Consider the following 25,180-nt stretch of genomic DNA (forward strand, 5'->3'; position numbering starts at 1 on the left):
GCGAGCCCCCGGCCTGTCGCCGGAGCCCAGTGCTTGCTGAGTATTACAGACACGTGCGGCAGAATCATGGCCAGCATGACTTCCTCCCTCGCCCCGCTCCTGAGTGCGATCGCCGGCCTGCCCGGTCTCGCCGACATCCCACGACACCGCGACGCCAGCGACCTGGTCGACATCGTCGCGCCCTCCGGTCTGCGGGCGCCCACGGTCGCCTGCATCGGTGGCGATCGCGCCTCGCACGCACCGCGGCTCGTCGTCACCTCGACCGCGCGCGAGGCCGACGACATCGCCACCGCGCTCGGTGAGCTCGTCGGCCACGAGCAGGTGGTCACCTTCCCGAGCTGGGAGACGCTGCCGCACGAGCGGCTCAGCCCCCGCAGCGACACCGTCGGCCGTCGGCTGGCCGTCCTGCGCCGGCTGGCGCACCCCGACGAGGGGGAGGGGCACGGCCGACCCGGCTACGTCATCGCCTCGGTCCGAGCCGTCCTGCAGCCGATCGCCAAGGGGCTGGCCGACCTCGAGCCCGTGCGGCTGCGCGTCGGTGACGAGGCGGCGCTCACCGAGGTCACCGAGGCGCTCGCGGGCGCCGCGTACGTGCGCACCGACCTCGTCGAGCGCCGCGGTGAGTTCGCGGTCCGCGGCGGCATCCTCGACGTCTTCCCGCCGACCGAGGAGCACCCCGTCCGCGTCGAGTTCTTCGGCGACACGGTCGACGAGATCCGGTGGTTCAAGGTCGCCGACCAGCGCAGCCTCGACACGGCGGTCGAGCTGTGGGCCCCGCCCTGCCGGGAGGTCCTGCTGACCGACACCGTGCGTCGCCGCGCGGCGACCCTCGCCGGGGAGCTGCCCGGCGTCGCCGACATGCTCCTCAAGGTCGCCGAGGGCATCGCCGTGGAGGGCATGGAGTCGCTCGCGCCCGCGCTCGTCGACGGCATGGAGTCGGTCCTCGACGTCCTGCCGCAGGGCGCCGGCGTCGTCGTCCTCGACCCCGAACGGGTGCGCGCCCGCGCCCACGACCTCGTCTCGACGAGCGAGGAGTTCCTCCAGGCCAGCTGGGCCAACGCCGCCGCGGGCAACGCCGTCCCGATCGACCTCGAGGGCGTGCTCGGCACGGCCTCCCACTGGACCCTGGGGCAGGCCCGCGACCACGCGCTCGAGATCGGACTGCCGTGGTGGAGCATCACCCCCTTCGCCGTCGACGACGAGCTGGCTGCCATCGCCGCCGACCTGGACGACCGGGTCGACCACGACCACGTGGGCCTGCGGGTGCCGGCGGAGGAGCCGCCGCACTTCCGCGGCAACACCGAGGCGGCGATCGCCCAGCTGCGCGAGTGGACCGCCGAGGGCTGGCAGGTGCTGATCGCCACCGACGGCCCGGGTCTCGTCAAGCGCGTCACCGAGGTGCTCGGTGACGCGGGCGTCCCGACCCGCGTCGCGGACGAGGGCGAGCCGGTCGCCCTGACGGCGGGCGTCGTCGCGCTCACCCGGGCCAGCCTCGGCACGGGGTTCGTCGTGCCCGAGCGGCGGCTGGCCGTGCTCACCGAGGCCGACCTGCTCGGCTCGAGCGGGGCAGGGGCGAGCACGCGCGACATGCGCCGGATGCCCTCGCGCCGGCGCAAGCAGGTCGACCCGCTCCAGCTGCGTCCCGGGGACCACGTCGTCCACGAGCAGCACGGCGTCGGCTCCTTCGTCGAGATGATCCAGCGGACCGTGCAGGGCGCGACCCGCGAGTACCTCGTCATCGAGTACGCCCCGTCCCGCAAGGGGCACCCCGGTGACCGGCTCTTCGTGCCGACCGACCAGCTCGACCAGGTGACCCGGTACGTGGGCGGCGACGCCCCACCGCTCAACAAGATGGGTGGCAGCGACTGGCACAAGACCAAGTCGCGCGCCAAGCGCCACGTGCGCCAGATCGCCGGCGAGCTCATCCGTCTCTACAGCGCGCGCATGGCCACGCCCGGCCACGCCTTCGGCCCGGACACCCCGTGGCAGCGAGAGCTCGAGGACGCCTTCGCCCACATCGAGACGCCCGACCAGCTCAGCACCATCGACGAGGTCAAGGACGACATGGAGAAGACGGTCCCGATGGACCGCCTGATCTGCGGCGACGTCGGCTACGGCAAGACCGAGATCGCGGTCCGGGCGGCCTTCAAGGCGATCCAGGACGGCAAGCAGGTCGCCGTCCTCGTGCCGACGACCCTGCTCGTGCAGCAGCACCTCAACACCTTCTCCGAGCGGTACGCCGGCTTCCCCGTCACCGTCAGGGCGCTGAGCCGCTTCCAGACCGACAAGCAGGCCAAGGAGGTGCTCGAGGGCATGGAGTCCGGTGCGATCGACCTCGTCATCGGCACTCACCGGATCCTCGGCAACGAGGTGAAGTTCAAGGACCTCGGCCTGGTCATCATCGACGAGGAGCAGCGCTTCGGCGTCGAGCACAAGGAGCAGCTCAAGGCGATGCGCACCAACGTCGACGTGCTCGCCATGTCGGCCACACCGATCCCGCGCACCCTCGAGATGGCGGTCACCGGCATCCGCGAGATGTCGACCCTCGCCACGCCCCCGGAGGAGCGCCACCCGGTGCTCACCTTCGTCGGCGGCTACGAGGAGAAGCAGGTCGCCGCCGCGATCCACCGCGAGCTCATGCGCGAGGGGCAGGTCTTCTACGTGCACAACAACGTCAGCACGATCGACAAGACCGCGGCCCGCATCCGCGAGCTCGTGCCCGACGCCCGCGTCGAGACCGCCCACGGCAAGATGGGCGAGCACCGGCTCGAGCAGGTCGTCCTCGACTTCTGGGAGCGGCGCTTCGACGTCCTCGTGTGCACGACGATCGTCGAGACCGGCCTGGACATCTCCAACGCCAACACGCTGATCCTCGACCGCGCCGACCGCTTCGGCCTGAGCCAGCTGCACCAGCTGCGCGGTCGCGTCGGGCGTGGTCGCGAGCGCGCCTACGCCTACTTCCTCTACCCGCCGGACAAGCCGCTCACGGAGATGGCCCACGACCGCCTCGAGACGATCGCGAGCAACACCGACCTCGGCTCCGGCATGCAGGTGGCGATGAAGGACCTCGAGATCCGCGGCGCGGGCAACCTGCTCGGCGGCGAGCAGTCCGGCCACATCGCCGGCGTCGGTTTCGACCTGTACGTGCGGATGGTCGGCGAGGCCGTCGCGGACTTCAAGGGCGAAGGGGAGACCGCCCCGGCCGAGGTCAAGATCGAGCTGCCGGTCGACGCCCACCTGCCGCACGAGTACATCCCGGGGGAGCGGTTGCGGCTGGAGGCGTACAAGAAGCTCGCGTCCGCGGAGACCGAGGCCGACCTCACCGAGATCCTCGAGGAGCTCACCGACCGCTACGGCCAGCCGCCGGAGCCGGTGCGCAACCTCGTCGAGGTCGCCCGCCTGCGCATCGTCGTGCGCTCGGCCGGACTGACCGATGTCGTGGCCCAGGGGGCCAACGTGCGCTTCGCCCCGGCCCGGCTCCGCGAGAGCCAGCAGCTGCGGCTGGCCCGCCTCTACCCCAGGTCGAGCTACAAGGAGGGCACCCAGACGGTGCTCGTCCCCAAGCCCACGACCGCGCGCATCGGGGGGGCCCCGCTTCGGGACACCGCGGTGCTCACGTGGGCCACTGACCTCATCCGTCAGGTCATGCTCGATGATGTCATCGTGGACAGCGGGGCGACGGCGCCCCGAGACACCTCGCGCTCGCGCTGAGGACCGGACGAAAGGGACCCACACCGTGCTCCGTCGACAGCCCCTCGCTCGCCCCGCCCGGGCGATCGCCCTCGCAGCCGCTGCGACCCTCGCCCTCTCGGCGTGCGGCGGCTCCGCCAACGACCCGGTGGACGTGGACGGCTCGGGCAGCGACGCCGTCGCGGCCAAGGTCGGCGACGAGGTGGTCACCGTCGGCGACGTGCAGCGCACCACCCGCGAGCTGGGCACGATCATCGAGGCGCAGAGCCAGGGCCAGCCGGGTCAGGAGATCACCGCGGACCAGGTCGTCGCCCTCCTCGTGCAGGTGCCGTCGGTCCTCGAGTTCGCCGACGAGCAGGGCACCCCCGTCCCGTCGGCCGGGAGCGTGCGCCAGCAGCTCGCGCAGGTCCTGCCCTCACCGTCGGACACGACCGTCGACTTCCTGCGCGCCAACTCGCTCAACTCCCAGCTCGACGAGGCCGCCCGCAAGGAGCTGAGCGCGCACGTCCAGGAGCAGGACGTGACCGTCAGCCCCCGGTACGCCGCCGCCGTCGGCGAGTCGCCCGACTGGCTCCAGGAGCCCGCCGCGCAGGATGCCCAGCTGCCGACGGGCACGCCCTGACGGCCGGTCGCCTGGTCCTCCTCGCGACCAGCCCCCGCGTCTCGCCCGGCCTGCTCAGCCGGGACGCGTGGCGTGCCCTCGAGGCCGCCGACGCCGTCCTCGCCGCCGACCCGGGCGACGCCCTGCCGCTCGCGCTCGTCGACGACGGCGTCGCCGTCGAGACCATCGGTGCGCAGGCGCCCCACGAGCGGGCGCGCCTGCTCGTCGACGCCGCCCGGTCCAGCCAGGTGCTGTGGGTCGGCTCATCGGACGGCGACCCCGGCCTGAGCGATGCCGTCGCCGCGGAGGTCTCCCGCCTGGAGGACGCACCCGAGGTCGAGGTGCTCGTCGGCTCCTGGGACGTCGAGGGCGGTCGGCTGCTCGACGCCGTCGCCGTCATGGACCGCCTCCGCTCGTCCGGCGGGTGCGCCTGGGTCGCCGCGCAGGACCACGCGAGCCTGCTCCCCTTCGTCCTGGAGGAGGCGCACGAGGTGACCGAGGCGCTCGAGGCCGTCATCGCCGTCCCCGACGACGTCCGGCTGCGCGAGGAGCTGGTCGACGAGCTCGGCGACCTGCTCTTCCAGGTGCTCTTCCACGCCCGGGTCGCGGCCGACCACCCGGACGCCCCCTTCACCGTCGACGACGCGGCCGCCGCGCTCGTCGACAAGCTCGTGCGCCGCAACCCGCATGTCTTCGGCGACGCGACCGCCGAGACCCTCGAGGAGATCGAGGCGCAGTGGCAGGCGATCAAGGCGCAGGAGAGGTCCGAGCGGCCCGCTCCGTAAGGTCGTGCGCATGGACCAGCGCATCAGCTTCGTCACCCTGGCCGTCGCCGACCTCGACGCGACGCGCCGCTTCTACCTCGACGGGCTGGGGTGGCGCGCGGTTCTCGACGTCCCCGGCGAGGTGCTCATGATCCGCGTCGGCGAGCACCTCGTGCTCTCGCTGTGGGACGAGGACGAGTTCGAAGGGGAGGTCGGCCCGATCCGCGGCGGCCCGGGCATCGCGCCGGTCACCCTGGCGCACAATGTCGCCGGCGAGTCGGAGGTCGACGCGATCCTCGAGCTGGCCCGCGCCGCCGGCTCGCCCGAGGTGCAGCCGGCGCAGCGCCGCGACTGGGGCGGGTACACGGGCTACTTCGCCGACCCCGACGGGTTCCGCTGGGAGGTCGCGGTCAACCCGGGGCCGATCGGCCAGGTCGTGCTGCCGCCGGCGTCGCGCGACGAGGTGCGCGCGACCCCCTTCGGGCAGCCGGTCGGGCCCCCGGTCGACGGGTGGGCCGGGGCGCCGTGGCCGCAGGTCACGACGATCACCGGGAGCCACTGCACGCTCGAGGCGCTCGCGCCCGAGCACGCCCACACGTTGCGTCAGCAGGTCGCGGGGGAGGACCACGACGACCTGTGGACCTACCTCAAGGAGGAGCGCCCGGGCGATGCCGCCGCCTTCGACGCGTACATCGCCCGGCGCTGCGGGCCGGGCACGGTCGACGTCGTCGTCCGGGACGGCGAGGGCGTCGCCTGCGGCCTGGCCAGCCTGATGCGCATCGACGAGGCGAACGGCGTCGTCGAGATCGGCAACGTCCTCCTCGGTCCGCGGCTGCAGCGCACCACCGCGGCGACGGAGGCCTTCTCGCTCCTCGCCCGGCACGTCTTCGACCTCGGGTACCGGCGCCTGGAGTGGAAGTGCGACTCCCTCAACGCCCCCTCGCGCCGGGCGGCGCAGCGCCTCGGGTTCACCTGCGAGGGCACCTTCCGCCGCCACGTCGTGACGAAGGGGAGGTCCCGCGACACCACGTGGTTCGCCATGGTCGTCGAGGACTGGCCGGCCATCCGGGCGGCGCACGACGCGTGGCTCGACCCGGCCAACTTCGACGACGGGGCGCAGCGGTCCCCCCTTCGGCCTCCCGTCGCAGGGGTGTGAGCCCGCCCGAGGTGCGGGTCGGTCTGCGCCCCGGTGCCGGCCAGCCGTTACGCTCGGAGCCACCCAACCCGTGTCATCGAGCACCACCTAGGAGCCGGTAGTGGCCAGCATCGAAGCAATTGGCGCGCGCGAGATCCTCGATTCGCGCGGCAACCCGACCGTCGAGGTCGAGATCGCCCTCGACGACGGCACCATCGCCCGGGCCGCGGTGCCCAGCGGTGCCTCCACCGGGGCCTTCGAGGCCGCCGAGCGCCGCGACGGTGACGACAAGCGCTACCTGGGCAAGGGCGTCGAGGACGCGGTCCGCGCGGTCGAGGACGACCTGATGCCCCGCCTCGTCGGCTTCGAGGCCAGCGAGCAGCGTCTCGTCGACGCCGAGATGCTCGCCCTCGATGGGACGGACAACAAGAGCTCGATCGGCGCGAACGCCATCCTCGGCGTCTCGCTCGCCGTCGCCAAGGCCGCCGCGGAGTCCGCGGGCCTGCCGCTCTTCCGCTACATCGGCGGCCCCAACGCGCACATCCTGCCCGTCCCGATGATGAACATCCTCAACGGTGGCTCCCACGCCGACTCCAACGTCGACATCCAGGAGTTCATGATCGCGCCCATCGGTGCGCCCTCCTTCCGCGAGGCGCTGCGCTGGGGCACGGAGGTCTACCACTCGCTCAAGGCCGTCCTCAAGGACAAGGGCCTGTCGACCGGCCTCGGCGACGAGGGCGGCTTCGCGCCCAACCTCGAGAGCAACCGCGAGGCGCTCGACCTCATCCTCGACGCCATCACCAAGGCCGGCTACGAGCCGGGCAAGGAGATCGCGCTCGCCCTCGACGTCGCGGCCAGCGAGCTGCACGAGGACGGCTCCTACACCTTCGAGGGCAAGCAGATCAGCTCCTCCGAGCTCGTCGACTACTACGCCGACCTCGTCGACGCCTACCCGCTCGTGTCCATCGAGGACCCGCTCGACGAGGAGGACTGGGAAGGCTGGCAGACGATGACCGAGCGCCTCGGCGACCGCGTCCAGATCGTCGGCGACGACCTCTTCGTCACCAACCCCGAGCGCCTGGCCCGTGGCATCGCGGACCGGGCCGCCAACGCGCTGCTCGTCAAGGTCAACCAGATCGGCTCGCTCACCGAGGCCCTCGACGCGGTCGCGCTCGCGACCCGCAGCGGCTTCGCCTCGATGATGAGCCACCGCTCCGGCGAGACCGAGGACGTGACGATCGCCGACCTGGCCGTCGCGACGAACTGCGGCCAGATCAAGACCGGCGCCCCGGCCCGCTCCGAGCGCGTGGCGAAGTACAACCAGCTCCTGCGCATCGAGGAGGAGCTCGACGACGCGGCGATCTACGCCGGCGCCGGCGCCTTCCCGCGCTTCAAGGGCTGATCCAGGACATGGCCGGGACCCCGCGTCGCCGCCCTGCACGCACGAGCGCGCAGGGCGGGACGCGGCGACCCCGCACGACCCGGCCCGCGGGCCGCGGCACGCGCCCCAGCCGCACCCGCTCCGGCACGGCCGCCAAGGCGGCCCAGGAGCGTCGGGCCGTCATGACGACCCGACGCTGGGTGGTGCTCGTCTCCCTCGGCGTCCTGCTCGCCGTCATGCTCCTGCCGACCGGCAAGTCCTGGTACGACCAGCGTCAGCGCCTCGACGCACTGCACGAGCAGGTCGCCGCGCAGGAGGCCAACGTCGCGGACCTCAAGCGACAGCGCGACCTGTGGGAGACCGACGAGTACGTCGAGGCCCAGGCCCGCCAGCGGTTGAAGTTCGTCAAGCCGGGGGAGCGGACCTACACGGTCATCGACCCCGCGGGCGAGACCCCCGACGTCGACCCCGAGACGGGCACCGTCCAGGCCCCGGCGACGCAGCCGTGGTACGAGCAGGTCGCCTCCTCCGTCGAGGCCGCCGACGACCCGACCGCGGGCCGGTGAGCACCGACGAGCGGGGCAACGACCTGGAGCGGGTCGACCCGCAGGACCTCGAGACCGTCCACCGGCAGCTCGGCCGCCCGGCGCGGGCGACCGTCGCCGTCGCCCACCGGTGCCCCTGCGGCGGCCCGACGGTCCTGCGCACGGCCCCGCGCCTGCCCGACGGCACCCCCTTCCCGACGACGTACTACGCGACCTGCCCGCGCCTGACCGGCGCGATCTCGACGCTCGAGTCCAGCGGGCTCATGGCGCAGATGTCGCAGCGGCTGCTCGACGACGAGGACCTGGCCGCCCGGTACCGCGCGGCCCACGAGGACTACCTGCGTCGGCGGGCCGAGCTCGGCGACGTGCCCGAGGTCGAGGGGATCTCCGCGGGGGGCATGCCCACCCGCGTGAAGTGCCTGCACGTCCTCGTCGCGCACTCGCTGGCCGCCGGCCCCGGGGTCAACCCCCTGGGGGACGAGGCGCTCGACCTGCTGCCGCAGTGGTGGCACACCAGCCCGTGCGTGGGCCCGGACGAAGGGAGCGACGCATGAGAGTCGCAGCGATCGACTGCGGGACCAACTCGATCCGGCTGCTCGTCGCCGACCGCGACGAGGAGACCGGGACGCTGAGCGACGTCCTGCGCCGCATCGAGGTCGTGTGCCTGGGCGAAGGGGTCGACAGGACCGGCCGGCTCGGGGAGGAGGCGCTGCGGCGCACCCTGGCCGTGGCCGCCGAGTACGCGGCACAGTGCCGTGAGCTGGCGGTCGACCCGGGGGCCGTGCGCTTCGTCGCCACGTCGGCCTCGCGCGACGCCGACAACGCCGCGGACTTCGTCGCCGGTGTGCAGGAGGCCTTCGGTGACCTAGCCGTCACCCCTGAGGTCATCTCGGGGGACGAGGAGGCCCAGCTGAGCTTCGCGGGGGCCACTGGCGGGCTGCTCGACGCGGGCTTCGAGGGGCCGTACCTCGTCGTCGACATCGGCGGCGGCTCGACCGAGATCGTCCGCGGCACCCACGAGGTCGTGGCCGGCACCTCCCTCGACATCGGCTGCGTGCGACTCACCGAGCGGCACCACCGCACCGACCCACCCACGCAGGAGGTCATCGACGCCGCGCGCTTCGACATCGCCGAGGCGCTGGACCGGGCCGAGGCCGAGGTCGGGCTCGGCGGCATCCAGACCGTGGTCGGGCTCGCCGGGTCGGTGACGACCGTGACCGCCCAGGCCCTCGGCCTGGGCTCGTACGACCCCACGGCGATCCACCTCGCCCGGGTGCCGGTCGCACAGATGATGGAGTCCTGCGAGCGGCTCATCCTCAGTACCCGCGCCGAGCGGGCTGCGCAGCCCTACATGCACCCCGGCCGGGTCGACGTCATCGGCGCCGGCGCGCTCATCTGGTGGGAGATCCTGGAGCGGGCGCTCGGCGCCAACGGCCCCGACATCGTCGTCACCGCCTCCGAGCACGACATCCTCGACGGCATCGCGATGTCGATCGGCGCCGTCGCCGCGGAGGGCGTCGACCAGGCTGGCTAGTCTGACGGCCACGCCCCCGTAGCCCAACTGGCAGAGGCACGCCACTTAAAATGGTGCACGGTGCGGGTTCGAGTCCCGCCGGGGGTACGCGCGGACGACGACGGGTCGTCAGACCTCGATCCGGCCGACCGGTGTGCGCTTCTCCGCCTGGAAGGCGTCCTCGGTCCGACCGCGCGCCCAGTAGCCCGAGATCGACAGCGCCTCGCGGGGCACGCCCCGCTCCTTGAGGACCCGGCGCACGGCCTTGATCGACTCGCGCTCGCCGTGCGCGAAGACCTGCACGGTGCCCGCGTCGACCTGCTCGGGCCACGGCGCCGCGTCGACCGCGCGGGCGAGGAAACCGATGTCCGTGGGGTCGGGGTTGACGAGCCACTCGACGCGCACGCCCTCGGGTGCGGCCAGCTCGAGCACGTCCTCCGCCAGCTCCACCTCGACGAGCGCGACGCCCCGCGCGGACGCGGGGAGCGCCTCCAGCGAGGCGGCGATCGCCGGCAGCGCGGACAGGTCACCCGCGAAAAGGTGCCAGCCGACCTGCGGGTCGGGGGCGTAGCCGCCGCCCGGCCCCATGACGACGGCGACGTCACCCCCCTTCGCCCGCTGGGCCCAGGCTCCGGCGTACCCGACGTCGCCGTGCGTCACGACGTCCAGCGTCAACCGTCGCGCCTCGCGGTCGATCGCACGGACGGTGTAGGTGCGGGTCACCGGCTGCAGGTGCGCGGGCGCGCTCTCGCGGATCGCGGCGAGGTCGAAGGGGGGCTCCAGCCCGAGCTCGTCCGGCACGAAGAGCAGCTTGACGTACGCGTCGGTCGACTCCCGCGCGCCGAAGTCCGCCAGCGACTCGCCCTCGAGGACGAGCCGCACGAGGTGCGGCCCGAGCGGCTCTGCGGACTCGACCGTCAGCACGCGCTGGGGCCGGGGCGGACGTGCTGCGGGGGTCGTCATAAAACTAAGGCTACCCTTACGCGACCGTCGCGCTGCGACCCCCTTCGTGGGCCGTGGTGATCCGTGCCACGATGCTTGTCATGCAGATCGCCAGCCACATCTCCGACCTGATCGGCAACACCCCGCTCGTCAGGCTCAGCTCCGTCGTCCCCGAGGGCTCCCCCCTCGTCGCGGCCAAGGTCGAGTACCTCAACCCCGGCGGCAGCATCAAGGACCGCATCGCCCGCAAGCTCATCGACGCGGCCGAGGCCTCCGGCGAGCTGAAGCCCGGTGGAACCATCGTCGAGCCGACCTCCGGCAACACCGGCGTCGGGCTGGCGCTCGTCGCGCAGGAGCGCGGCTACCGCTGCATCTTCGTCTGCCCCGACAAGGTCGGCAAGGACAAGATCGACGTGCTGCGGGCCTACGGCGCGGAGGTGCAGATCGTGCCGACCTCCGTCGCGCCGGACCACCCGGACAGCTACTACTCGGTGAGTGACCGGCTGACCGCCGAGATCGAGGGGGCGTGGAAGCCCAACCAGTTCTTCAACCTCAACGGGCCGCAGGCGCACTACGAGAGCACCGGCCCGGAGATCTGGGAGCAGACCGACGGGGAGATCACCCACCTCGTCGCGGGCATCGGCACCGGCGGCACGATCACCGGCACCGGGCGCTACCTCAAGGAGGTGTCCGGCGGCCGGGTCAAGATCATCGGCGCCGACCCCGAGGGCTCGGTCTACTCCGGCGGCACCGGCCGGCCGTACCTCGTCGAGGGCGTCGGCGAGGACATGTGGCCCGGTGCCTACGACCCGTCCGTGCCCGACGAGGTCATCGCGGTGGACGACCAGGAGGCCTTCGCGATGACGCGGCGCCTCGCGCGCGAGGAGGGCCTGCTCGTCGGTGGGTCGAGCGGCATGGCCGTCGTCGCGGCGCTGCGCGTCGCCGAGACCGCCGGCCCCGACGCCACAATCGTCGTCCTGCTGCCCGACGGCGGCCGCGGCTACCTCGGCAAGATCTTCGACGACGAGTGGATGGCCTCCTACGGCTTCCTGCCGGGTGACGCAGGCAGCGACGCCAGCGTGGGTGAGGTGCTCCGCGGCAAGTCCGGCGAGCTGCCCGACCTCGTGCACACGCACCCCAACGAGACGATCCGCGAGGCCATCGACATCCTGCGCGAGTACGGCGTCTCCCAGATGCCCGTCGTCGGCGCGGAGCCGCCGGTCGTCATCGGCGAGGTCGCGGGTGCGGTGACCGAGCGGGACCTGCTCACCGCCGTCTTCGAGGGGCACGCCTCGCTCGCCGACCCGGTGAGCGCGCACATGGGCGCCAAGCTGCCGCAGATCGGTGCCGCCGAGCCCGTCTCGGCCGCGACCGAGGCGCTCGAGCACGCCGACGCGCTGCTCGTCGTCGAGGGCGGCAAGCCGGCCGGCGTCATCACCCGGCAGGACCTGCTGGGCCACCTGTCCCACCGAGCGAAGGGCTGAGACACCATGGGTGAGCACAAGAGCGCGGCGGACGCCCGCGCCAGCCAGGGCTTCTCCACGCGAGCGATCCACGCGGGCTACGAGCCCGACCCGCTGACCGGTGCGGTCAACGTCCCGATCTACGCCAGCTCGACCTTCGCCCAGGACGGCGTGGGCGGCCTGCGGGGCGGCTTCGAGTACGCCCGTACCGGCAACCCGACCCGTCAGGCGCTCGAGGCCAACGCGGCGTCGATCGAAGGGGGGACCCACGGTCGTGCCTTCGCCTCCGGCATGGCGGCGACGGACGCGATCCTGCGGGCCTCCCTTCGCCCCGGGGACCACCTCGTCATCCCGGACGACGCGTACGGCGGCACCTTCCGGCTCATCGACAAGGTCTTCTCGCAGTGGGGGATCGAGCACACGCCGGCCCCCGTCGGCGACGTCGACGCGATCCGCGCGGCGATCCGGCCCACGACCAAGCTCGTGTGGCTCGAGACGCCGACCAACCCGCTGCTCAACATCGGGGACATCACGGCGGTCGCCGAGGTCGCCCACGCGGCCAGGGCCCGGTTGGTCGTCGACAACACCTTCGCCAGCCCGTACCTGCAGCAGCCGCTCTCCCTCGGCGCCGACGTCGTGCTGCACTCGAGCACGAAGTACCTCGGCGGACACAGCGACGTCGTCGGTGGCCTGCTCGTCACGGACGACGAGCAGATCGATGCCGACATCGCCTTCCTGCAGAACGGGTCCGGAGGCGTGCCCGGCCCCTTCGACGCGTACCTGACGATGCGTGGCATCAAGACGCTCGGGGTGCGCATGGACCGTCACTGCGACAACGCGGAGGCGGTCGTGGACCTGCTGTCCGCGCGCAAGGAGATCACCTCGGTCCTCTACCCGGGCCTGCCCGAGCACCCGGGTCACGACGTCGCGGCGCGGCAGATGACCCGGTACGGCGGGATGATCTCGGTGCGCATGGCCGGCGGGCGCGAGGCCGCGCAGCAGCTGTGCGCGCGGGCCGAGGTCTTCACCCTCGCCGAGTCCCTCGGCGGCATCGAGTCGCTCATCGAGCACCCCGGCGCGATGACGCACGCGTCGACCGCCGGCTCGATGCTCGAGGTGCCGGACGACCTGGTGCGCCTGTCCGTCGGCATCGAGGACTGCGCGGACATCCTCGCCGACCTCGAGCAGGCGCTCGACGGCCTGTCCTGAGGCCGGGATCGCCTGTGGAGGGCGGGAACACCGCGACGCGGTCGTGCGCTTAGTCTGGTACCAGTCAGCGGCGACCGCGTCGCGCCAGCCCCTCACCAGGAGCACACATGAGCAACCCGATCCTCGGCCGGGTCGAGCAGGATGCCCAGCGCGGGTACGCGGGCTTCCGTGACTCGAGCACCCAGTACCCGCAGCAGGGCTACCAGCAGCCCGGTTACCAGCAGCCCGGTTACCAGCAGCCCGGATACCAGCAGCCCGGTTACCAGCAGCCCGGCTTCCCGCAGCAGGGCTACGGCCAGCCCCAGCCCGGCTACGGCCAGCCCGGTCCCGTCGGCGGCTTCGGCGGGGGTGGCGGCGGTGGCCGGTCCCTGACGCTCGACGACGTCATGATCCGTACCGGTGCGCTCTTCGGCGTCATGCTCGCCGTGGCGGCGATCGGCTGGACGCTCACCTCGGTGGCGCCCGGCGTCGGCGGCATCATGATGATGGTCGGCCTCGTCGGCACCATCGGCATGAGCCTGTTCATGATGTTCCGGCGCAAGCCGGTCGGTGCGCCGCTCGCGGTCGCCTACGCCGCCCTGGAGGGCGCCTTCGTCGGCCCGATCAGCGGCATCTACCACCAGATCTACGACCCGGTGGGGACCAATGTCTTCGAGTCGATCGTCACCCAGGCGATCCTCGCGACGGTCTGCGTCTTCGCCGCGATGCTCACCCTGTACAAGACGGGCGTCATCAAGGTCACGCAGAAGTTCCGCGCCATCGTCAGCATGGCGATCCTCGGGTACTTCATCTTCTCGATGATCAACCTGGGCTACATGCTCTTCTTCGACGGCTCGCCCTTCGGCTTCGGTGGCACCGGCATGCTCGGCATCGCCATCTCGGTCTTCGGCACCGGCCTCGCGGCCGTGACGCTGGCGCTCGACTTCGACTCCATCGAGACCGCGATCCGCACGGGCGCCCCGGCGAGCTACGCGTGGCACCTGGCCATCGGTCTCCTCGTCACCCTCGTCTGGCTCTACCTCGAGCTGCTGCGCCTGCTGGCCCGGCTCCGCTCGGATTGATCCCGGACGACATCGCGACCGAGGTCGGCCGCGCGGTCCGCAGGTGGCAGCAGCTGCCACTGGACCGCGCGGCCGACGCGGTTGCGGGGGTGCACGACCTCCTCGAGGAGCTCGCGGGGGAGCGTCTGCCCGACCTGGGTCCGGCCGTGGTCATGGACCAGATGCGGGTCGTCGTCTTCGACGCCTGCACAACGGGCGAAGGGGGCCCCCCTCACCTCGCGCGGCGCCTCGCCGACCTGCGCCTCTCCTGGTCCTGACGAGGCCGCGAGAAGCTGCATTGCCCTAGGGGAATGCAGCCGGGGGGCCTCCCCTTCGCCCGCGGTGGGTCACGTCGTGCACTACCGCCGGGGGTGATGGTGCACGACGTGACCCACCACCGGCCCCAGCGGTGCGCGAGGCCCAGCCGCATCGCCGGGCGGCCTCAGAGGTCGGTGACCTCGTGCACGCCCCGGCGACGGAGCATGGCCCAGGGGCCCCGGGGGCCGGCGCGCTTGCCGCTGAGGTGGGCCGGTCCGACCTCGGTGCCCGGGGTGGACGCCGCGCGCTCGGCGGCGTCGTCCAGCGCGCCGATGCCCTCGCCCAGTCGGGCCTCGGGCTCGGAGTCGTGCTCGGCGCCCTCGGGCCAGGCCCGCAGCTCGGCCGCGACGGAGGGCAGCAGCGCCGAGGCGACCCGGGCGTAGCCGGCGGCCGAGGGGTGGAAGCGGTCCACGCTGAACATCACCGCGGGGCTGGCCTCGAACTCCGGGCCGAGCAGGTCACCCAGCGACACCGTGCGGGCCCCGGCCTCGACCGCGGCCACGGTCTGCGCGGCGGCGAGCTCGCGGCTCCACTGCCGCAGCAGCTTGTTGAGCGGGAAGGGGATCGGCTCCACGGTGCCGAGGTCGGGGCAGGTCGCGACGACCACGGGCACGTCGAGGGTGCGCAGGTAGCGGACCGTGCGGCCGAGGTGCTCCACGGAGACCGAGCGGTCGATGCGGTGGGTCACGTCGTTGGCGCCCACGAGGATCACGGCGACGTCCGGGTTGTCGATCCGCGCCAGGGCCTTGGACAGCTGGACGTTCAGGTCGGAGGACTCGGCGCCCACGACCGCCTCGTTGGTCAGCTCCACGGGGCGGCCCATGATCGCTGCCAGACCGCTCGCGAGGATCGCGCCGATCGTCTGGTACCGGTTGTCGGCGCCCATGCCGGCCGCGGTCGAGTCCCCGAGGATCAGCAGGCGCACCGGGTCGCCCGGGGCGGCGCCGTAGAGGCCGTCGTCGTCGGGCGCTCCCTCGAAGGGCTGTCCCACGATCCGGCGGGTGAGCTTGGCCTCGGCCTGGATGAGCCCGTAGCCCAGGCCCGCCAGCGTCACGCTCGCCATGGCCGCGCCGGCTGCGCCGACGGCGGCACGCCCGGCCATGCGTCCCAGCTCCGCCATGCTTCTCCCTCGCTCGGTGTCGATCCCTCGAGGCCACCTTGTCATCCCCGGGTGACGATGCCAACGAGCCACGGCCCGCAGCCCGCCCATTGGGTACCGTCGGTGACGATGGCCCCCTTCGTCACGAGGACACGATGAGCGAGTACCCCCACCTCTTCACCCCGCTCGACCTGGGGTTCACCACCCTGCGCAACCGCACGATCATGGGGTCGATGCACACCGGTCTCGAGGACCGCGCGAGCAGCTTCGAGCGGCTCGCCGCCTTCTACGCCGAGCGGGCGAAGGGGGGCGCCGGGCTCATCGTGACCGGCGGTTTCGCGCCGAACATCGAGGGCAGCTTCTACCCCTTCGCCTCCAAGCTCACGACCCGCCGCGAGGCCCGCCGGCACCAGCAGGTCACCGACGCCGTCCACCGCGAAGGGGGCAAGATCGCCCTGCAGATCCTGCACGCGGGGCGCTATGCCTACCACCCGTACTCGGTGTCGGCCTCCTCCACGAAGTCGCCGATCACCCCCTTCGGTGCCCGCGGGCTGAGCGAGCGCGGGGTCCGCCGGCAGGTCCGGGGCTTCGCGCGTGCGGCCGAGCTGGCCCGCGGCGCGGGCTACGACGGCGTCGAGGTCATGGGCTCCGAGGGGTACTTCATCAACCAGTTCCTGGCGCCGCGCACCAACCAGCGCACCGACGGGTGGGGCGGCACGCCGGCCAACCGCCGCCGGATCGCCACGGAGATCGTGCGCGCGGTGCGCGCGGCCGTCGGCGAGGACTTCATCATCGTCTACCGCCTCTCGGTCCTCGACCTCGTCGAGGACGGCCAGACGTGGGAGGAGATCGTCACCCTGGGCCAGGAGATCCAGGCCGCCGGTGCGACGATCCTCTCGACCGGCATCGGCTGGCACGAGGCCCGGGTGCCGACGATCGTCACCTCCGTGCCGCGGATGGCCTTCACCGAGGTCGCCGAGCGGCTGCGGCCCCACGTCGACATCCCGGTCGTCACGAGCAACCGCATCAACATGCCCGACCAGGCCGAGCAGGTCCTCGCGGAGGGGCGCGCCGACCTCGTCCAGATGGCGCGGCCGTGGCTCGCCGACCCGCAGTGGGCAGCCAAGGCCGAGGCCGGTCGCGCGGACGCGATCAACACCTGCATCGCCTGCAACCAGGCCTGCCTCGACCACACCTTCCGGCGCCAGACGGCCTCCTGCCTGGTCAACCCGCGCGCCGGCCACGAGACCGAGCTCGTACTGGCTCCCACGTCCCGTCGCAAGCGCGTCGCGGTCGTCGGCGGCGGCCCCGCCGGCCTGTCCGCGGCCGTCTCCGCCGCCGAGCGCGGCCACGACGTCGAGCTCTTCGAGGCGGGGGAGGACATCGGCGGCCAGTTCGCGCTCGCCCTGCGCATCCCGGGCAAGGAGGAGTTCGCCGAGACGATCCGGTACTACCGCGGCGAGCTCGAGCGGCGCGGCGTGCGGGTGCACCTCCGCACCCGTGCCGGCGTCGACGACCTCGCCGGGTACGACGAAGTCGTGCTCGCCACCGGGGTGAGCCCGCGCGTCCCCGAGATCGAGGGGATCGACCACCCCATGGTGCTCACCTACCCCGAGGCCGTCCTCGGTACCCGTGAGGTCGGGCAGCGCGTCGCCGTCATCGGTGCCGGCGGCATCGGCGTCGACGTCACCGAGCTCCTGACGACCGTCGAGTCGCCGACGCTGGACCTCAAGGAGTGGCAGGACGAGTGGGGCGTCGACCCCTTCTCACCCGGCCGAGGCGGGCTCAAGGAGCCCCACCCGTCGCCGTCTCCCCGCACCGTGTACCTGGTGCAGCGCAAGGAGAGCAAGATCGGCGCCGGCCTCGGCAAGACGACCGGATGGGTCCACCGCGCCGCGATCAGGGCCAAGGGCGTCCACCAGGTCACCGGGGCCACGTACGAGCGCATCGACGACGACGGCCTGCACATCACCGTCGACGGCCGGCCGCGCACCCTCGCGGTCGACAACGTCGTCGTGTGCACCGGTCAGGAGTCCGTGCGTCACCTCGTCGAGCCGCTGCGGGCGAAGGGGGTCGTCGTGCACGTCATCGGTGGCGCCGACGTCGCGGCCGAGCTCGACGCCAAGCGCGCCATCCGCCAGGGCACCGAGCTCGCGACCACCCTCTGACGCGCGCCGCCTCACGTCCTGCTGCGGCTGGACGCCGGGCCGCCCACCAGGGACGGTGCCCGACCTGACCCCCGACGTCGCCGACCTGGTCCCCGACCGCCGGCTCGCGCCGGTGGACGGGCTGGGTCAGGGGCGGGAGTGATTCGCCCCGAAGGGCACCCTCGGGCTACCGGGGCGGGGCGATGTCCTGCTGCGCGGGGACCTCGTCCTGGCGCAGGATGCCGACCTGGCAGGTCAGGCCGTTGGGCCCGTGGTTGCAGTACCCGCCGGGGTTCTTGTGCAGGTACTGCTGGTGGTAGTCCTCGGCGTACCAGAACGTGCCCACCTCGCTCGCCGGGCGCATCTCGGTGCTGATCGGCGGCAGCTGGTGGCTGGCCAGCTCCTCGCCGAAGGACGCGGCGGTGGCCTCGACCGCAGCGCGCTGGGCCTCGCTCGTCCAGTAGATCGCCGAGCGGTACTGCGTGCCGACGTCGTTGCCCTGGCGGTCGGGCGTCGTCGGGTCGTGGTTCTCCCAGAACGCCTTGAGCAGCAGCTCGGGACGGGTCCGCTCCGGGTCGTACGCGACGAGGACGCTCTCCGTGTGGCCGGTCAGGCCGGAGCAGGTCTCCTCGTACGTCGGGTTCGCGGTGAAGCCGCCCATGTACCCCGCGGCGGTCGTCACCACCCCCGGCAGCTGCCAGAAGATCCGCTCCGCCCCCCAGAAGCAGCCCATCGCGACGTACATGACCTCGGTGCCCGTCGGCCACGGGCCCTCGAGCGGCGTGCCGAGCACCTCGTGCAGCTCCGGCACGGAGAAGGTCCTCTCGGCTCGCCCCGGCAGGGCGGTCTCGGCGGTGGGCATGGGCGGGATCCGGCGACCGAACATGACTCCAGTGTCGCAGGTCGGGCGAAGGGGGAGTCCTCCCCATTGGGGAGACGACCCCTCGGTCCCTACCCTTGGGCCTGACGACAGTGGAAGGCGGGAGATGGCACAGCACCTGAGCCACGGCGCGGACGTCGAGCGACTCGACGACATCGCCGTCGCCCTGCGCCGCCAGAGCGACGCGGTCGCGGAGATCGGCGCTCGCGGCGCGACGCTCCTGGAGCGGCTGCGCGTGCTCTGGCAGGGGCCTGACTTCGAGAGGTTCGCCGGGGAGTGGCGCGCCGCCCGTCGCACGATCGAGGGCGCGGAGACCCAGCTGCGGGTCTACAGCCGCAAGGCGGGTGCGGCGTCCGAGCTGCAGCGGTCCGCGTCCGGCGGCCCCTCCGGCGACGGTGGCCGGCCCGGCCAGGTCTTCCGGCGCCTCGACGACGGCCAGCCCGTGGGCGCGCGCGAGGCGGAGCCGCCGCGTGCGGCCTTCCTCCCGACGGTGCCGCTCGCGGTGCCGCCACGGCTCGAGGGCGAGCTCGTCGGTGAGAGCACGTGGTCCGGCCCGGCCTTCCAACGGCTCGAGCTCGGCGTCTACCCGCCGGTCGGGCCCGCGGAGCCGAGCTCCAGCTGGATCCCGGGGGAGCGGGGCGTCGCCTTCGACCCCACGCAGACCTCGCGGGTCGCCCCCCTTCGCCCCGCGCCGGAAGGCGGGGAGTGGCTGCACGTCCACGAGCACTGAGCCGGCGCCGGCCGCGACGCAGGGGGTGTCCCGACCACTGGTCGGGACACCCCCTGCATCGTGCCCTCGGTCAGGCCGAGTACGGCTTGGCCGCGAGGATCTTGACCTCGATCGTCTTGCCGTTGGGGGCCTCGTAGGTGGCCGTCTCGCCGACCTTCTTGCCGTTGATGCCGCCGCCGAGGGGCGACTGCTCGGAGTAGACGTCGATGGAGTCGTTGCCGTCGGCGATCTCACGGGAGCCGAGGAGGAAGGTCTCCTCCTCGCCGAACATCTCGACGGTGACGACCATGCCGGGCTCGACGACACCGTCGTCGGGCGGGGTCTCGCCGACGATCGCGGTGTCGAGGATCTGCTTGAGCTGGCGGATGCGGGCCTCCATCTTGCCCTGCTCCTCCTTGGCGGCGTGGTAGCCGCCGTTCTCCTTGAGGTCGCCCTCCTCACGGGCAGCCTCGATGCGCTTGGCGATGTCGACACGACCCGGGCCCGAGAGCTCGCGCAGCTCGGCCTGGAGTCGGTCGAACGCCTCCTGGGTCAGGTAGGACGCGGAAGACGCGGTCTGGGTCACGGGTAACTCCTTGCTTCGGGCCGCGGGGAGACCTGGTGAACCCCCGTGGACGATGAACCGGTGGTGCCGCCCGGTCGTCCGGGTCAAGCACAAAGGTCTGGACCCATCGGTCCAGACCCACGGTTGCGGTAAAGGACCAGTATAACGCGGAATCGGCGTGGGTGCAGGTCTCACTCGACCCGCGAGCAGCCCTGCACGGTGGCCGTCACGGCGCGGGTGGTCGTGCGCACGGCGGCGCGCACCCGGGTGGTGCGCTCCCGGCTCGCCGGGACGAGCTGCTCCTTGGTCCCGACGCGCGCGTAGCTGCCGTCCATCGCCGCGATCGTGCACGAGACCGCCGTTCCCTCGGGACGGGTGACGTCGAAGACCATGGTGATCCGGCTGTCGCTGTCCTTCTCGAAGCCGATGTCGGTCGTCGTGATCGCGCCTCGGGTGCCGGAGATCCCGAACCAGATCGTCAGGGCGGTCGCGAGCGTCACGAGCACCGCGGCGACGACCCACCAGCGACGGCTGCCCCGGTCGCGGCGCGACTCAGCCTCTGCCTCCTCGCGCTCCGGGTCCCAGGCGGGCACGGCGTCGGGGGCGTCGGAGGTCATGCACGGGCTCCTGCGGGACGAAGGGGGTCGGTCCGGCCGGCGGTCGAGACCACCCGGGCGCGGTGAGAGGATGGAGCCATTGTCCGTGACCGAAGTCCGCGGCGGCACACCGGGCCGCGGGCGCACCCCTCCGGGAGGACCCGAGCAGTGGAAGCACTCAGGCTGATGGCCGTGCACGCCCACCCCGACGACGAGGCGAGCAAGGGTGGCGCGACGACCGCCCGCTACGTCCACGAGGGCGCGGAGGTGCTCGTCGTGACGTGCACCGGCGGTGAGCGTGGTGACGTGCTCAACCCCAAGCTCAAGGGGGACGTGCACATCCTGCGCGACCTCGTCCAGGTGCGCCGCGAGGAGATGGCCAGGGCGCAGGCGGCGCTCGGGGTGCAGCACACGTGGCTGGGCTTCGTCGACTCCGGTCTGCCGGAGGGCGACCCGCTCCCGGCGCTGCCCGCCGGCTGCTTCTACCTCGAGCCCCTCGAGGTGGCGACCGAGGCCCTCGTCCGCGAGATCCGCCGGTTCCGCCCGCACGTCGTGACGACCTACGACGAGAACGGCGGCTACCCGCATCCGGACCACGTCATGACCAACCGCGTCAGCGTCGCGGCCTTCGAGGCCGCGGGCGACCCGGAGGCCTTCCCGCACGCGGGGGAGCCGTGGCAACCGCTGAAGCTCTACTACATCGGTGGGTTCAGCCGCGAGCGGATCCACACCTTCCACGAGGCCCTCATCGCCCGGGGGCAGGAGTCCCCCTTCGTCGAGTGGATCCAGCGCACCGAGGGTCGTCCGCAGCGCACCCTCACCACCTGGGTGCCGTGCTCGGACTTCTTCGACCAGCGGGACGAGGCGCTGCGCGCGCACGCGACGCAGATCGACCCCGACGGCTTCTTCTTCGCCGTCCCCAACGACGTGCAGGCCGACCTGTGGCCGACCGAGGAGTACGAGCTCGTCATGAGCCACGTGCCGACGACGGTCCCCGAGGACGACCTCTTCGCCGGGGTGCCGACGAGCCTGGCCGAGGCCGACGCCCTCGCCACCCGCGGTGACCTCGAGCTCGTGCTCGACGAGCGGACCGAACCGACCGTGAGGGAGTGGTCATGAGCGCCCCGAGCACCGAGGTCGGCCCCGGCTGGTGGGCCTTCGTCGCCTTCTTCTTCCTCGCGGTCGCGCTGTGGCTGATCATGCGCAGCATGTTCACGCGGCTGCGTCGCATGAACCTCGCGCAGAAGGACGAGCTGCGCCGACAGCAGGAGGAGGCGCGGGCCCGTGACGACCTCACCGAGCGCGCTCGGGACCAGGACCTGCCGGAGGGGTCCGGCGGCTCAGCCGGCGTTCGTCGCGATGGGCCCGAAGAGGGCCAGGGTCGCCGCGACGAAGTGTGAGATGAACGCCAGCACCGTCAGGGCGTGGAAGATCTCGTGGAAGCCGAACCAGCGCGGTGACGGGTTGGGACGCTTGAACCCGTAGACGAGCGCGCCGGCCGTGTAGAGCGCACCGCCGACGACGACGAAGGCCAGGATCGTCCAGCCGCCGTGGGTGAGCAGCGGCTTGATGTAGAAGACGGCCACGAAGCCGAGCGCGACGTAGACCGGCACGTAGAGCCAGCGCGGGGCGCCGATCCACAGGACGCGGAAGAGCACGCCCATGATCGCCCCGCTCCAGACGATGACGAGCAGGGTGATGGCCTGCTGGCGCGGCAGCATCAGCGCGAAGGGGGTGTAGCTGCCCGCGATGATGAGGAAGATGTTGGCGTGGTCCCAGCGCCGCAGCACCGCGCCCGCGCGCCGTCCCCACCGGCCGCGGTGGTAGATCGCCGAGGTCGCGAAGAGCAGGCCGGCGGTGATCGTGAAGACCATGGCCGCGATGCGCCCGGCCTGGGTCGGGGCGGTCGAGGTGAGGACGAGCCCGCCGATGAGGGCGAGCGGGGCGGTCACCAGGTGGAGCCACCCGCGCAGGTGCGGCTTGACCGCGTCGACGAATGCGTCGACGTGCTCGCCGACGTGCTCGCCGAGCTCCTTGATCTCTGCCCGGGGGGAATCCATGCCGAAGACGTTAACCTACGGGCCCGTAGGTTGGCCATGTGCGTCGGGTCTCCACGGGGACGCGCGTGAGGGCGGACACGTCGCGCAGGTAGGTTTGGGCGGACCACGTCGCCAGGAAGGGAACCGCGAGTGCGCAATCCGCTCTACAGCGCCTACGAGAGGCGGCTCGTCCGCAACCTCGACTCCCAGTCCGTCCCTCGGCACGTCGGGATGATCGTCGACGGCAACCGCCGCTTCGCCAAGGCGCGCGGGGCGAACGCCGACGAGGGGCACCGGGCCGGCGCGGCCAACATCGCCAGCTTCCTGGAGTGGTGCGAGGACGCCGGGGTCGAGGTCGTCACCCTGTGGCTGCTGTCGACGGACAACCTCACCCGTCCGCCGGAGGAGCTCGACCGCCTGCTGCGCATCATCGAGGGGCTCGTCGCCGACCTCGCCGCCGCGGGCCGCTGGCAGCTCCACCCCGCCGGTGCGCTCGACATGCTCCCGGTCCAGACGGCCGCCGCGCTGCGCCGTGCCGAGGAGGAGACCGCCGAGGTCGAGGGCCTCATCGTCAACGTCGCGGTCGGGTACGGCGGTCGCCAGGAGATCGCCGACGCGGTCCGCTCGCTCCTGCGCCACCGTGCGGAGCAGGGCGCGACGATCGAGGACATCGCCAGCGAGCTGACCGTCGAGGACATCGGCGCGCACCTGTACACCAAGGGCCAACCCGACCCGGACCTCGTGATCCGCACCTCGGGCGAGCAGCGGCTCTCCGGGTTCCTCCTGTGGCAGTCCGCCCACAGCGAGTACTACTTCTGCGAGGTCTACTGGCCCGAGTTCCGCCGGGTCGACTTCCTGCGCGCGCTGCGCTCCTACGCGGACCGGCACCGCCGCTTCGGCGCCTGACCTCCCCTTCGCTCTCCCGACCCTGCATTGCCCTAGGTGTTGCGGGGCATGAGGTTGGTGACACGAGGAGGGGCGTAACAGGGCGGGCAGGTCCCCGTGGCGACAGGATGAGGGTGTCAAAGCCGTTCATCACGAGCCAGCCAAAGGAACCTGCCCTGTGTCCCACGCTAATGCCCCGATGACCCCTGGTGGTCGCCTACGTCTGATCGAGCGAGTGCTGGGTCAGGCCAATGATGAGGCCGGCCCGCGGCCGATCGCGCACGTCGCAGCCGAGGCCGCGATCTCACGCCAGTGCCTGTCCAAATGGGTAGCCCGCTACCGCGAGCACGGCGAGGAAGGGCTGCACGACCGCTCCAGCCGGCCACAACGCTCCCCGAGCGCGACTGCCGAACCGGTGGTCGAGCGGATCATCGAGCTGCGGCGCCGTAAGTGGTCCGCGCGGCGCATCCATCTGGCGCTGGCCGATGAGGGCACGAATGTGGCGGTGTGCACCATCGCCCGGATCCTGCGCCGCGAGGGCTTGAACCGGCTGCGGGACCTGGACGTCGACGGGCAGCCCCTGCGCCAGCAGCCCGCCGGCAAGATCATCGCGCGCTACCCCGGGCACATGATCCACCTGGACGTGAAGAAGGTCGGACGCATCCCGCCCGGGGGCGGGTGGCGCGTCCACGGCCGCGGCTCGGACGCTGACCGGGCCCGCGGCCTGCGAGGACACCACCGCGGCGCCAAGGTGGGCTACACCTACCTGCACTCGGCCGTGGACGGCTTCACCCGGATGGTCTACACCGAGGCCCACGACGACGAGAGCGCCGCGACCGCGATCGCGTTCCTGGCCCGCGCCCGGGTCTTCTTCGCCGCGCACGGCATCACCCGCATCACCCGCATCGTCACCGACAACGGGTCCTGTTACCGCGCCAAGAACTTCACCCGCTCGGTGCTCTCCTTCGCCTCGAAACACAAGCGGATCAAGCCCTACACGCCCAAGCACAACGGCAAGGTCGAGCGCTACCAGCAGACCATGGCCCGCGAGGTCCTCTACGCCGACGCCTACCCCTCCGAAGAAGCCCGCCGACGACAGCTACAGATCTGGGTGACCCACTACAACTACCATCGCCCACACAGCGCCATCGGGGACCAACCCCCAGCCAGCCGCGCCAAGACCCGTGTCACCAAGGTCATGCCCAGTTACACCTAGGGCAATGCAGACGAGCGGTCGTGGCCGGACGAAGGGGGAGGGACAGGAGTGGCCCGTGGGGCGGGTGAGGTGTCGACGGCGTGAACACCTCGAGCCGCACCCGCGACACGCCCCCGACGTCGCGCGCGTCCTGCTCCGGTGGTCCTACGTTGAGCGTGACGACCCGCACACCGCAGGACGTCTCGGGAGGCCTCGCATGGAGCAGCTGCTCAGCAGGAGGGGCCGGACCCGGCCCCGGCTCCGGCCCGCGGCCCGGTCCCGGCACCAGCACCGAGAGTAGGCGCGCACGCGCCTGCCGGCGCGGCGCCCGTGGAGGAGACCGACGTGGACGACCTGATGACCCAGACCGTCACCCCCTCGCTCGCGCAGCCCGAGGGCGCGCCCGACCCGGTGGACCTCCCGCCCCAGGACGAGGGCCCCCGCACCTACGTGCTCGACACCTC

Annotated in this window: 24 protein-coding genes and 1 tRNA gene; 19 read left to right on the plus strand and 6 right to left on the minus strand. The window is 72.4% G+C overall.

Annotated features, from left to right (window positions below; translation table 11 throughout):
* Positions 1 to 75: 75 nt before the first annotated feature.
* From mfd to JT1_RS01035, 9 genes are all read left to right on the plus strand, one after another.
* A complete protein-coding gene (gene mfd, locus JT1_RS00995; protein WP_068322458.1) occupies positions 76 to 3,711 on the plus strand; it encodes a transcription-repair coupling factor in 3,636 nt (1,211 codons plus the stop codon).
* 25 nt (positions 3,712 to 3,736) lie between these two features.
* Positions 3,737 to 4,312 carry a SurA N-terminal domain-containing protein gene (locus JT1_RS18160; protein WP_169701774.1) on the plus strand — a complete coding sequence of 192 codons (576 nt, stop codon included), beginning with the start codon at positions 3,737 to 3,739 and terminating at the stop codon, positions 4,310 to 4,312.
* Between the two features lie 50 nt (positions 4,313 to 4,362).
* The gene (locus JT1_RS01000; RefSeq protein WP_369407426.1) at positions 4,363 to 5,076 is read left to right on the plus strand and encodes a MazG nucleotide pyrophosphohydrolase domain-containing protein; all 714 of its coding nucleotides are present in this window, start codon (positions 4,363 to 4,365) and stop codon (positions 5,074 to 5,076) included.
* A gap of 10 nt (positions 5,077 to 5,086) precedes the next feature.
* The gene (locus tag JT1_RS18790; RefSeq protein ID WP_082807385.1) at positions 5,087 to 6,211 is read left to right on the plus strand and encodes a GNAT family N-acetyltransferase; all 1,125 of its coding nucleotides are present in this window, start codon (positions 5,087 to 5,089) and stop codon (positions 6,209 to 6,211) included.
* A 100-nt stretch (positions 6,212 to 6,311) separates the two neighbouring features.
* On the plus strand, positions 6,312 to 7,592 hold the full coding sequence (gene eno / locus JT1_RS01015) for a phosphopyruvate hydratase (RefSeq protein ID WP_068321619.1): 1,281 nt from the start codon (positions 6,312 to 6,314) through the stop codon (positions 7,590 to 7,592).
* Positions 7,593 to 7,600: 8 nt separating this feature from the next.
* The gene (locus tag JT1_RS01020) at positions 7,601 to 8,137 is read left to right on the plus strand and encodes an FtsB family cell division protein (protein ID WP_068321622.1); all 537 of its coding nucleotides are present in this window, start codon (positions 7,601 to 7,603) and stop codon (positions 8,135 to 8,137) included.
* Positions 8,134 to 8,670: a DUF501 domain-containing protein gene (locus JT1_RS01025; protein ID WP_068321626.1), complete on the plus strand. Its 537-nt coding sequence runs from the start codon at positions 8,134 to 8,136 to the stop codon at positions 8,668 to 8,670. The genes JT1_RS01020 and JT1_RS01025 overlap by 4 nt, the downstream gene beginning before the upstream one ends.
* Positions 8,667 to 9,650 carry a Ppx/GppA phosphatase family protein gene (locus tag JT1_RS01030; RefSeq protein ID WP_068321630.1) on the plus strand — a complete coding sequence of 328 codons (984 nt, stop codon included), beginning with the start codon at positions 8,667 to 8,669 and terminating at the stop codon, positions 9,648 to 9,650. Before JT1_RS01025 ends, JT1_RS01030 begins: the two co-directional genes overlap by 4 nt.
* 12 nt (positions 9,651 to 9,662) lie before the next feature.
* Positions 9,663 to 9,737: transfer RNA gene (locus JT1_RS01035), tRNA-Leu, on the plus strand.
* 21 nt (positions 9,738 to 9,758) lie between these two features.
* Here the strand turns inward: JT1_RS01035 and JT1_RS01040 are convergent.
* Positions 9,759 to 10,592: a siderophore-interacting protein gene (locus tag JT1_RS01040; protein WP_068321633.1), complete on the minus strand. Its 834-nt coding sequence runs from the start codon at positions 10,590 to 10,592 to the stop codon at positions 9,759 to 9,761.
* An 80-nt stretch (positions 10,593 to 10,672) separates the two neighbouring features.
* On the opposite strand from JT1_RS01040, the gene JT1_RS01045 reads away from it, so the two are divergent.
* The 4 genes from JT1_RS01045 (at position 10,673) to JT1_RS01060 (ending at position 14,561) form a co-directional block, all read left to right on the plus strand.
* Positions 10,673 to 12,055: a cystathionine beta-synthase gene (locus JT1_RS01045; protein WP_068321636.1), complete on the plus strand. Its 1,383-nt coding sequence runs from the start codon at positions 10,673 to 10,675 to the stop codon at positions 12,053 to 12,055.
* 6 nt (positions 12,056 to 12,061) lie between these two features.
* Positions 12,062 to 13,243, plus strand: a complete 1,182-nt coding sequence (locus tag JT1_RS01050; RefSeq protein ID WP_068321639.1) for a cystathionine gamma-synthase — start codon at positions 12,062 to 12,064, stop codon at positions 13,241 to 13,243.
* A 107-nt stretch (positions 13,244 to 13,350) separates the two neighbouring features.
* Positions 13,351 to 14,304, plus strand: coding sequence for a Bax inhibitor-1/YccA family protein (locus JT1_RS01055; protein WP_068321642.1), 954 nt, complete (start codon positions 13,351 to 13,353; stop codon positions 14,302 to 14,304).
* The gene (locus JT1_RS01060; RefSeq protein ID WP_068321645.1) at positions 14,301 to 14,561 is read left to right on the plus strand and encodes a hypothetical protein; all 261 of its coding nucleotides are present in this window, start codon (positions 14,301 to 14,303) and stop codon (positions 14,559 to 14,561) included. Before JT1_RS01055 ends, JT1_RS01060 begins: the two co-directional genes overlap by 4 nt.
* Positions 14,562 to 14,725: 164 nt before the next feature.
* On the opposite strand, the gene JT1_RS01065 is transcribed toward JT1_RS01060, so the two are convergent.
* The gene (locus tag JT1_RS01065; RefSeq protein WP_068321650.1) at positions 14,726 to 15,721 is read right to left on the minus strand and encodes an SGNH/GDSL hydrolase family protein; all 996 of its coding nucleotides are present in this window, start codon (positions 15,719 to 15,721) and stop codon (positions 14,726 to 14,728) included.
* Positions 15,722 to 15,855: 134 nt separating this feature from the next.
* Between JT1_RS01065 and JT1_RS01070 the strand changes: the two genes are divergently transcribed.
* Complete coding sequence (locus JT1_RS01070; protein ID WP_068321653.1) at positions 15,856 to 17,868, plus strand: NADPH-dependent 2,4-dienoyl-CoA reductase; 2,013 nt, start codon at positions 15,856 to 15,858, stop codon at positions 17,866 to 17,868.
* 166 nt (positions 17,869 to 18,034) lie between these two features.
* Here the strand turns inward: JT1_RS01070 and msrA are convergent, their stop codons facing one another.
* The gene (gene msrA, locus JT1_RS01075; RefSeq protein WP_068321656.1) at positions 18,035 to 18,733 is read right to left on the minus strand and encodes a peptide-methionine (S)-S-oxide reductase MsrA; all 699 of its coding nucleotides are present in this window, start codon (positions 18,731 to 18,733) and stop codon (positions 18,035 to 18,037) included.
* A 100-nt stretch (positions 18,734 to 18,833) separates the two neighbouring features.
* Here msrA and JT1_RS01080 point away from each other — a divergent pair, with 100 nt between their 5' ends.
* Entirely contained in the window at positions 18,834 to 19,457 is a 624-nt protein-coding gene (locus JT1_RS01080; protein ID WP_068321659.1) for a WXG100 family type VII secretion target, read from the plus strand.
* A 70-nt stretch (positions 19,458 to 19,527) separates the two neighbouring features.
* Here the strand turns inward: JT1_RS01080 and greA are convergent, their stop codons facing one another.
* Positions 19,528 to 20,022 (minus strand): transcription elongation factor GreA, encoded by a 495-nt coding sequence (gene greA, locus JT1_RS01085; protein WP_068321663.1) that lies wholly within the window; start codon positions 20,020 to 20,022, stop codon positions 19,528 to 19,530.
* 170 nt (positions 20,023 to 20,192) lie between these two features.
* Positions 20,193 to 20,618: a DUF4307 domain-containing protein gene (locus JT1_RS01090; protein WP_068321666.1), complete on the minus strand. Its 426-nt coding sequence runs from the start codon at positions 20,616 to 20,618 to the stop codon at positions 20,193 to 20,195.
* Between the two features lie 165 nt (positions 20,619 to 20,783).
* Here JT1_RS01090 and mca point away from each other — a divergent pair, with 165 nt between their 5' ends.
* Positions 20,784 to 21,716, plus strand: a complete 933-nt coding sequence (mca, locus tag JT1_RS01095; RefSeq protein WP_068321669.1) for a mycothiol conjugate amidase Mca — start codon at positions 20,784 to 20,786, stop codon at positions 21,714 to 21,716.
* On the plus strand, positions 21,713 to 21,997 hold the full coding sequence (locus JT1_RS01100; protein WP_169701786.1) for a hypothetical protein: 285 nt from the start codon (positions 21,713 to 21,715) through the stop codon (positions 21,995 to 21,997). Before mca ends, JT1_RS01100 begins: the two co-directional genes overlap by 4 nt.
* Here the strand turns inward: JT1_RS01100 and trhA are convergent.
* Positions 21,938 to 22,657, minus strand: coding sequence for a PAQR family membrane homeostasis protein TrhA (trhA, locus tag JT1_RS01105; RefSeq protein WP_068321674.1), 720 nt, complete (start codon positions 22,655 to 22,657; stop codon positions 21,938 to 21,940). The genes JT1_RS01100 and trhA overlap by 60 nt on opposite strands.
* A gap of 129 nt (positions 22,658 to 22,786) precedes the next feature.
* Here trhA and JT1_RS01110 point away from each other — a divergent pair, with 129 nt between their 5' ends.
* Both JT1_RS01110 and JT1_RS01115 read left to right on the plus strand, forming a co-directional pair.
* Entirely contained in the window at positions 22,787 to 23,542 is a 756-nt protein-coding gene (locus tag JT1_RS01110; RefSeq protein WP_068321677.1) for an isoprenyl transferase, read from the plus strand.
* Between the two features lie 157 nt (positions 23,543 to 23,699).
* Entirely contained in the window at positions 23,700 to 24,737 is a 1,038-nt protein-coding gene (locus tag JT1_RS01115) for an IS481 family transposase (RefSeq protein ID WP_068321680.1), read from the plus strand.
* The last annotated feature ends 443 nt before the right edge of the window (positions 24,738 to 25,180 follow it).

This window comes from Janibacter terrae NBRC 107853 (genome assembly GCF_001591405.1).
Lineage (GTDB): Bacteria > Actinomycetota > Actinomycetes > Actinomycetales > Dermatophilaceae > Janibacter > Janibacter terrae.

What these genes read in the sequence shown, in the direction of transcription:
- JT1_RS18790 (WP_082807385.1), top strand. Translation starts at nt 5,087, where the DNA reads ATGGACCAGCGCATCAGCTTCGTCACCCTGGCCGTCGCCGACCTCGAC.
- JT1_RS01070 (WP_068321653.1), top strand. Translation starts at nt 15,856, where the DNA reads ATGAGCGAGTACCCCCACCTCTTCACCCCGCTCGACCTGGGGTTCACC.
- JT1_RS01020 (WP_068321622.1), top strand. Translation starts at nt 7,601, where the DNA reads ATGGCCGGGACCCCGCGTCGCCGCCCTGCACGCACGAGCGCGCAGGGC.
- JT1_RS01045 (WP_068321636.1), top strand. Translation starts at nt 10,673, where the DNA reads ATGCAGATCGCCAGCCACATCTCCGACCTGATCGGCAACACCCCGCTC.
- JT1_RS01090 (WP_068321666.1), bottom strand. Translation starts at nt 20,618, where the DNA reads ATGACCTCCGACGCCCCCGACGCCGTGCCCGCCTGGGACCCGGAGCGC.
- JT1_RS01030 (WP_068321630.1), top strand. Translation starts at nt 8,667, where the DNA reads ATGAGAGTCGCAGCGATCGACTGCGGGACCAACTCGATCCGGCTGCTC.
- JT1_RS01065 (WP_068321650.1), bottom strand. Translation starts at nt 15,721, where the DNA reads ATGGCGGAGCTGGGACGCATGGCCGGGCGTGCCGCCGTCGGCGCAGCC.
- trhA (WP_068321674.1), bottom strand. Translation starts at nt 22,657, where the DNA reads ATGGATTCCCCCCGGGCAGAGATCAAGGAGCTCGGCGAGCACGTCGGC.
- mfd (WP_068322458.1), top strand. Translation starts at nt 76, where the DNA reads ATGACTTCCTCCCTCGCCCCGCTCCTGAGTGCGATCGCCGGCCTGCCC.
- msrA (WP_068321656.1), bottom strand. Translation starts at nt 18,733, where the DNA reads ATGTTCGGTCGCCGGATCCCGCCCATGCCCACCGCCGAGACCGCCCTG.
- mca (WP_068321669.1), top strand. Translation starts at nt 20,784, where the DNA reads ATGGCCGTGCACGCCCACCCCGACGACGAGGCGAGCAAGGGTGGCGCG.
- JT1_RS01050 (WP_068321639.1), top strand. Translation starts at nt 12,062, where the DNA reads ATGGGTGAGCACAAGAGCGCGGCGGACGCCCGCGCCAGCCAGGGCTTC.
- JT1_RS01100 (WP_169701786.1), top strand. Translation starts at nt 21,713, where the DNA reads ATGAGCGCCCCGAGCACCGAGGTCGGCCCCGGCTGGTGGGCCTTCGTC.
- JT1_RS01080 (WP_068321659.1), top strand. Translation starts at nt 18,834, where the DNA reads ATGGCACAGCACCTGAGCCACGGCGCGGACGTCGAGCGACTCGACGAC.
- JT1_RS01040 (WP_068321633.1), bottom strand. Translation starts at nt 10,592, where the DNA reads ATGACGACCCCCGCAGCACGTCCGCCCCGGCCCCAGCGCGTGCTGACG.
- JT1_RS01055 (WP_068321642.1), top strand. Translation starts at nt 13,351, where the DNA reads ATGAGCAACCCGATCCTCGGCCGGGTCGAGCAGGATGCCCAGCGCGGG.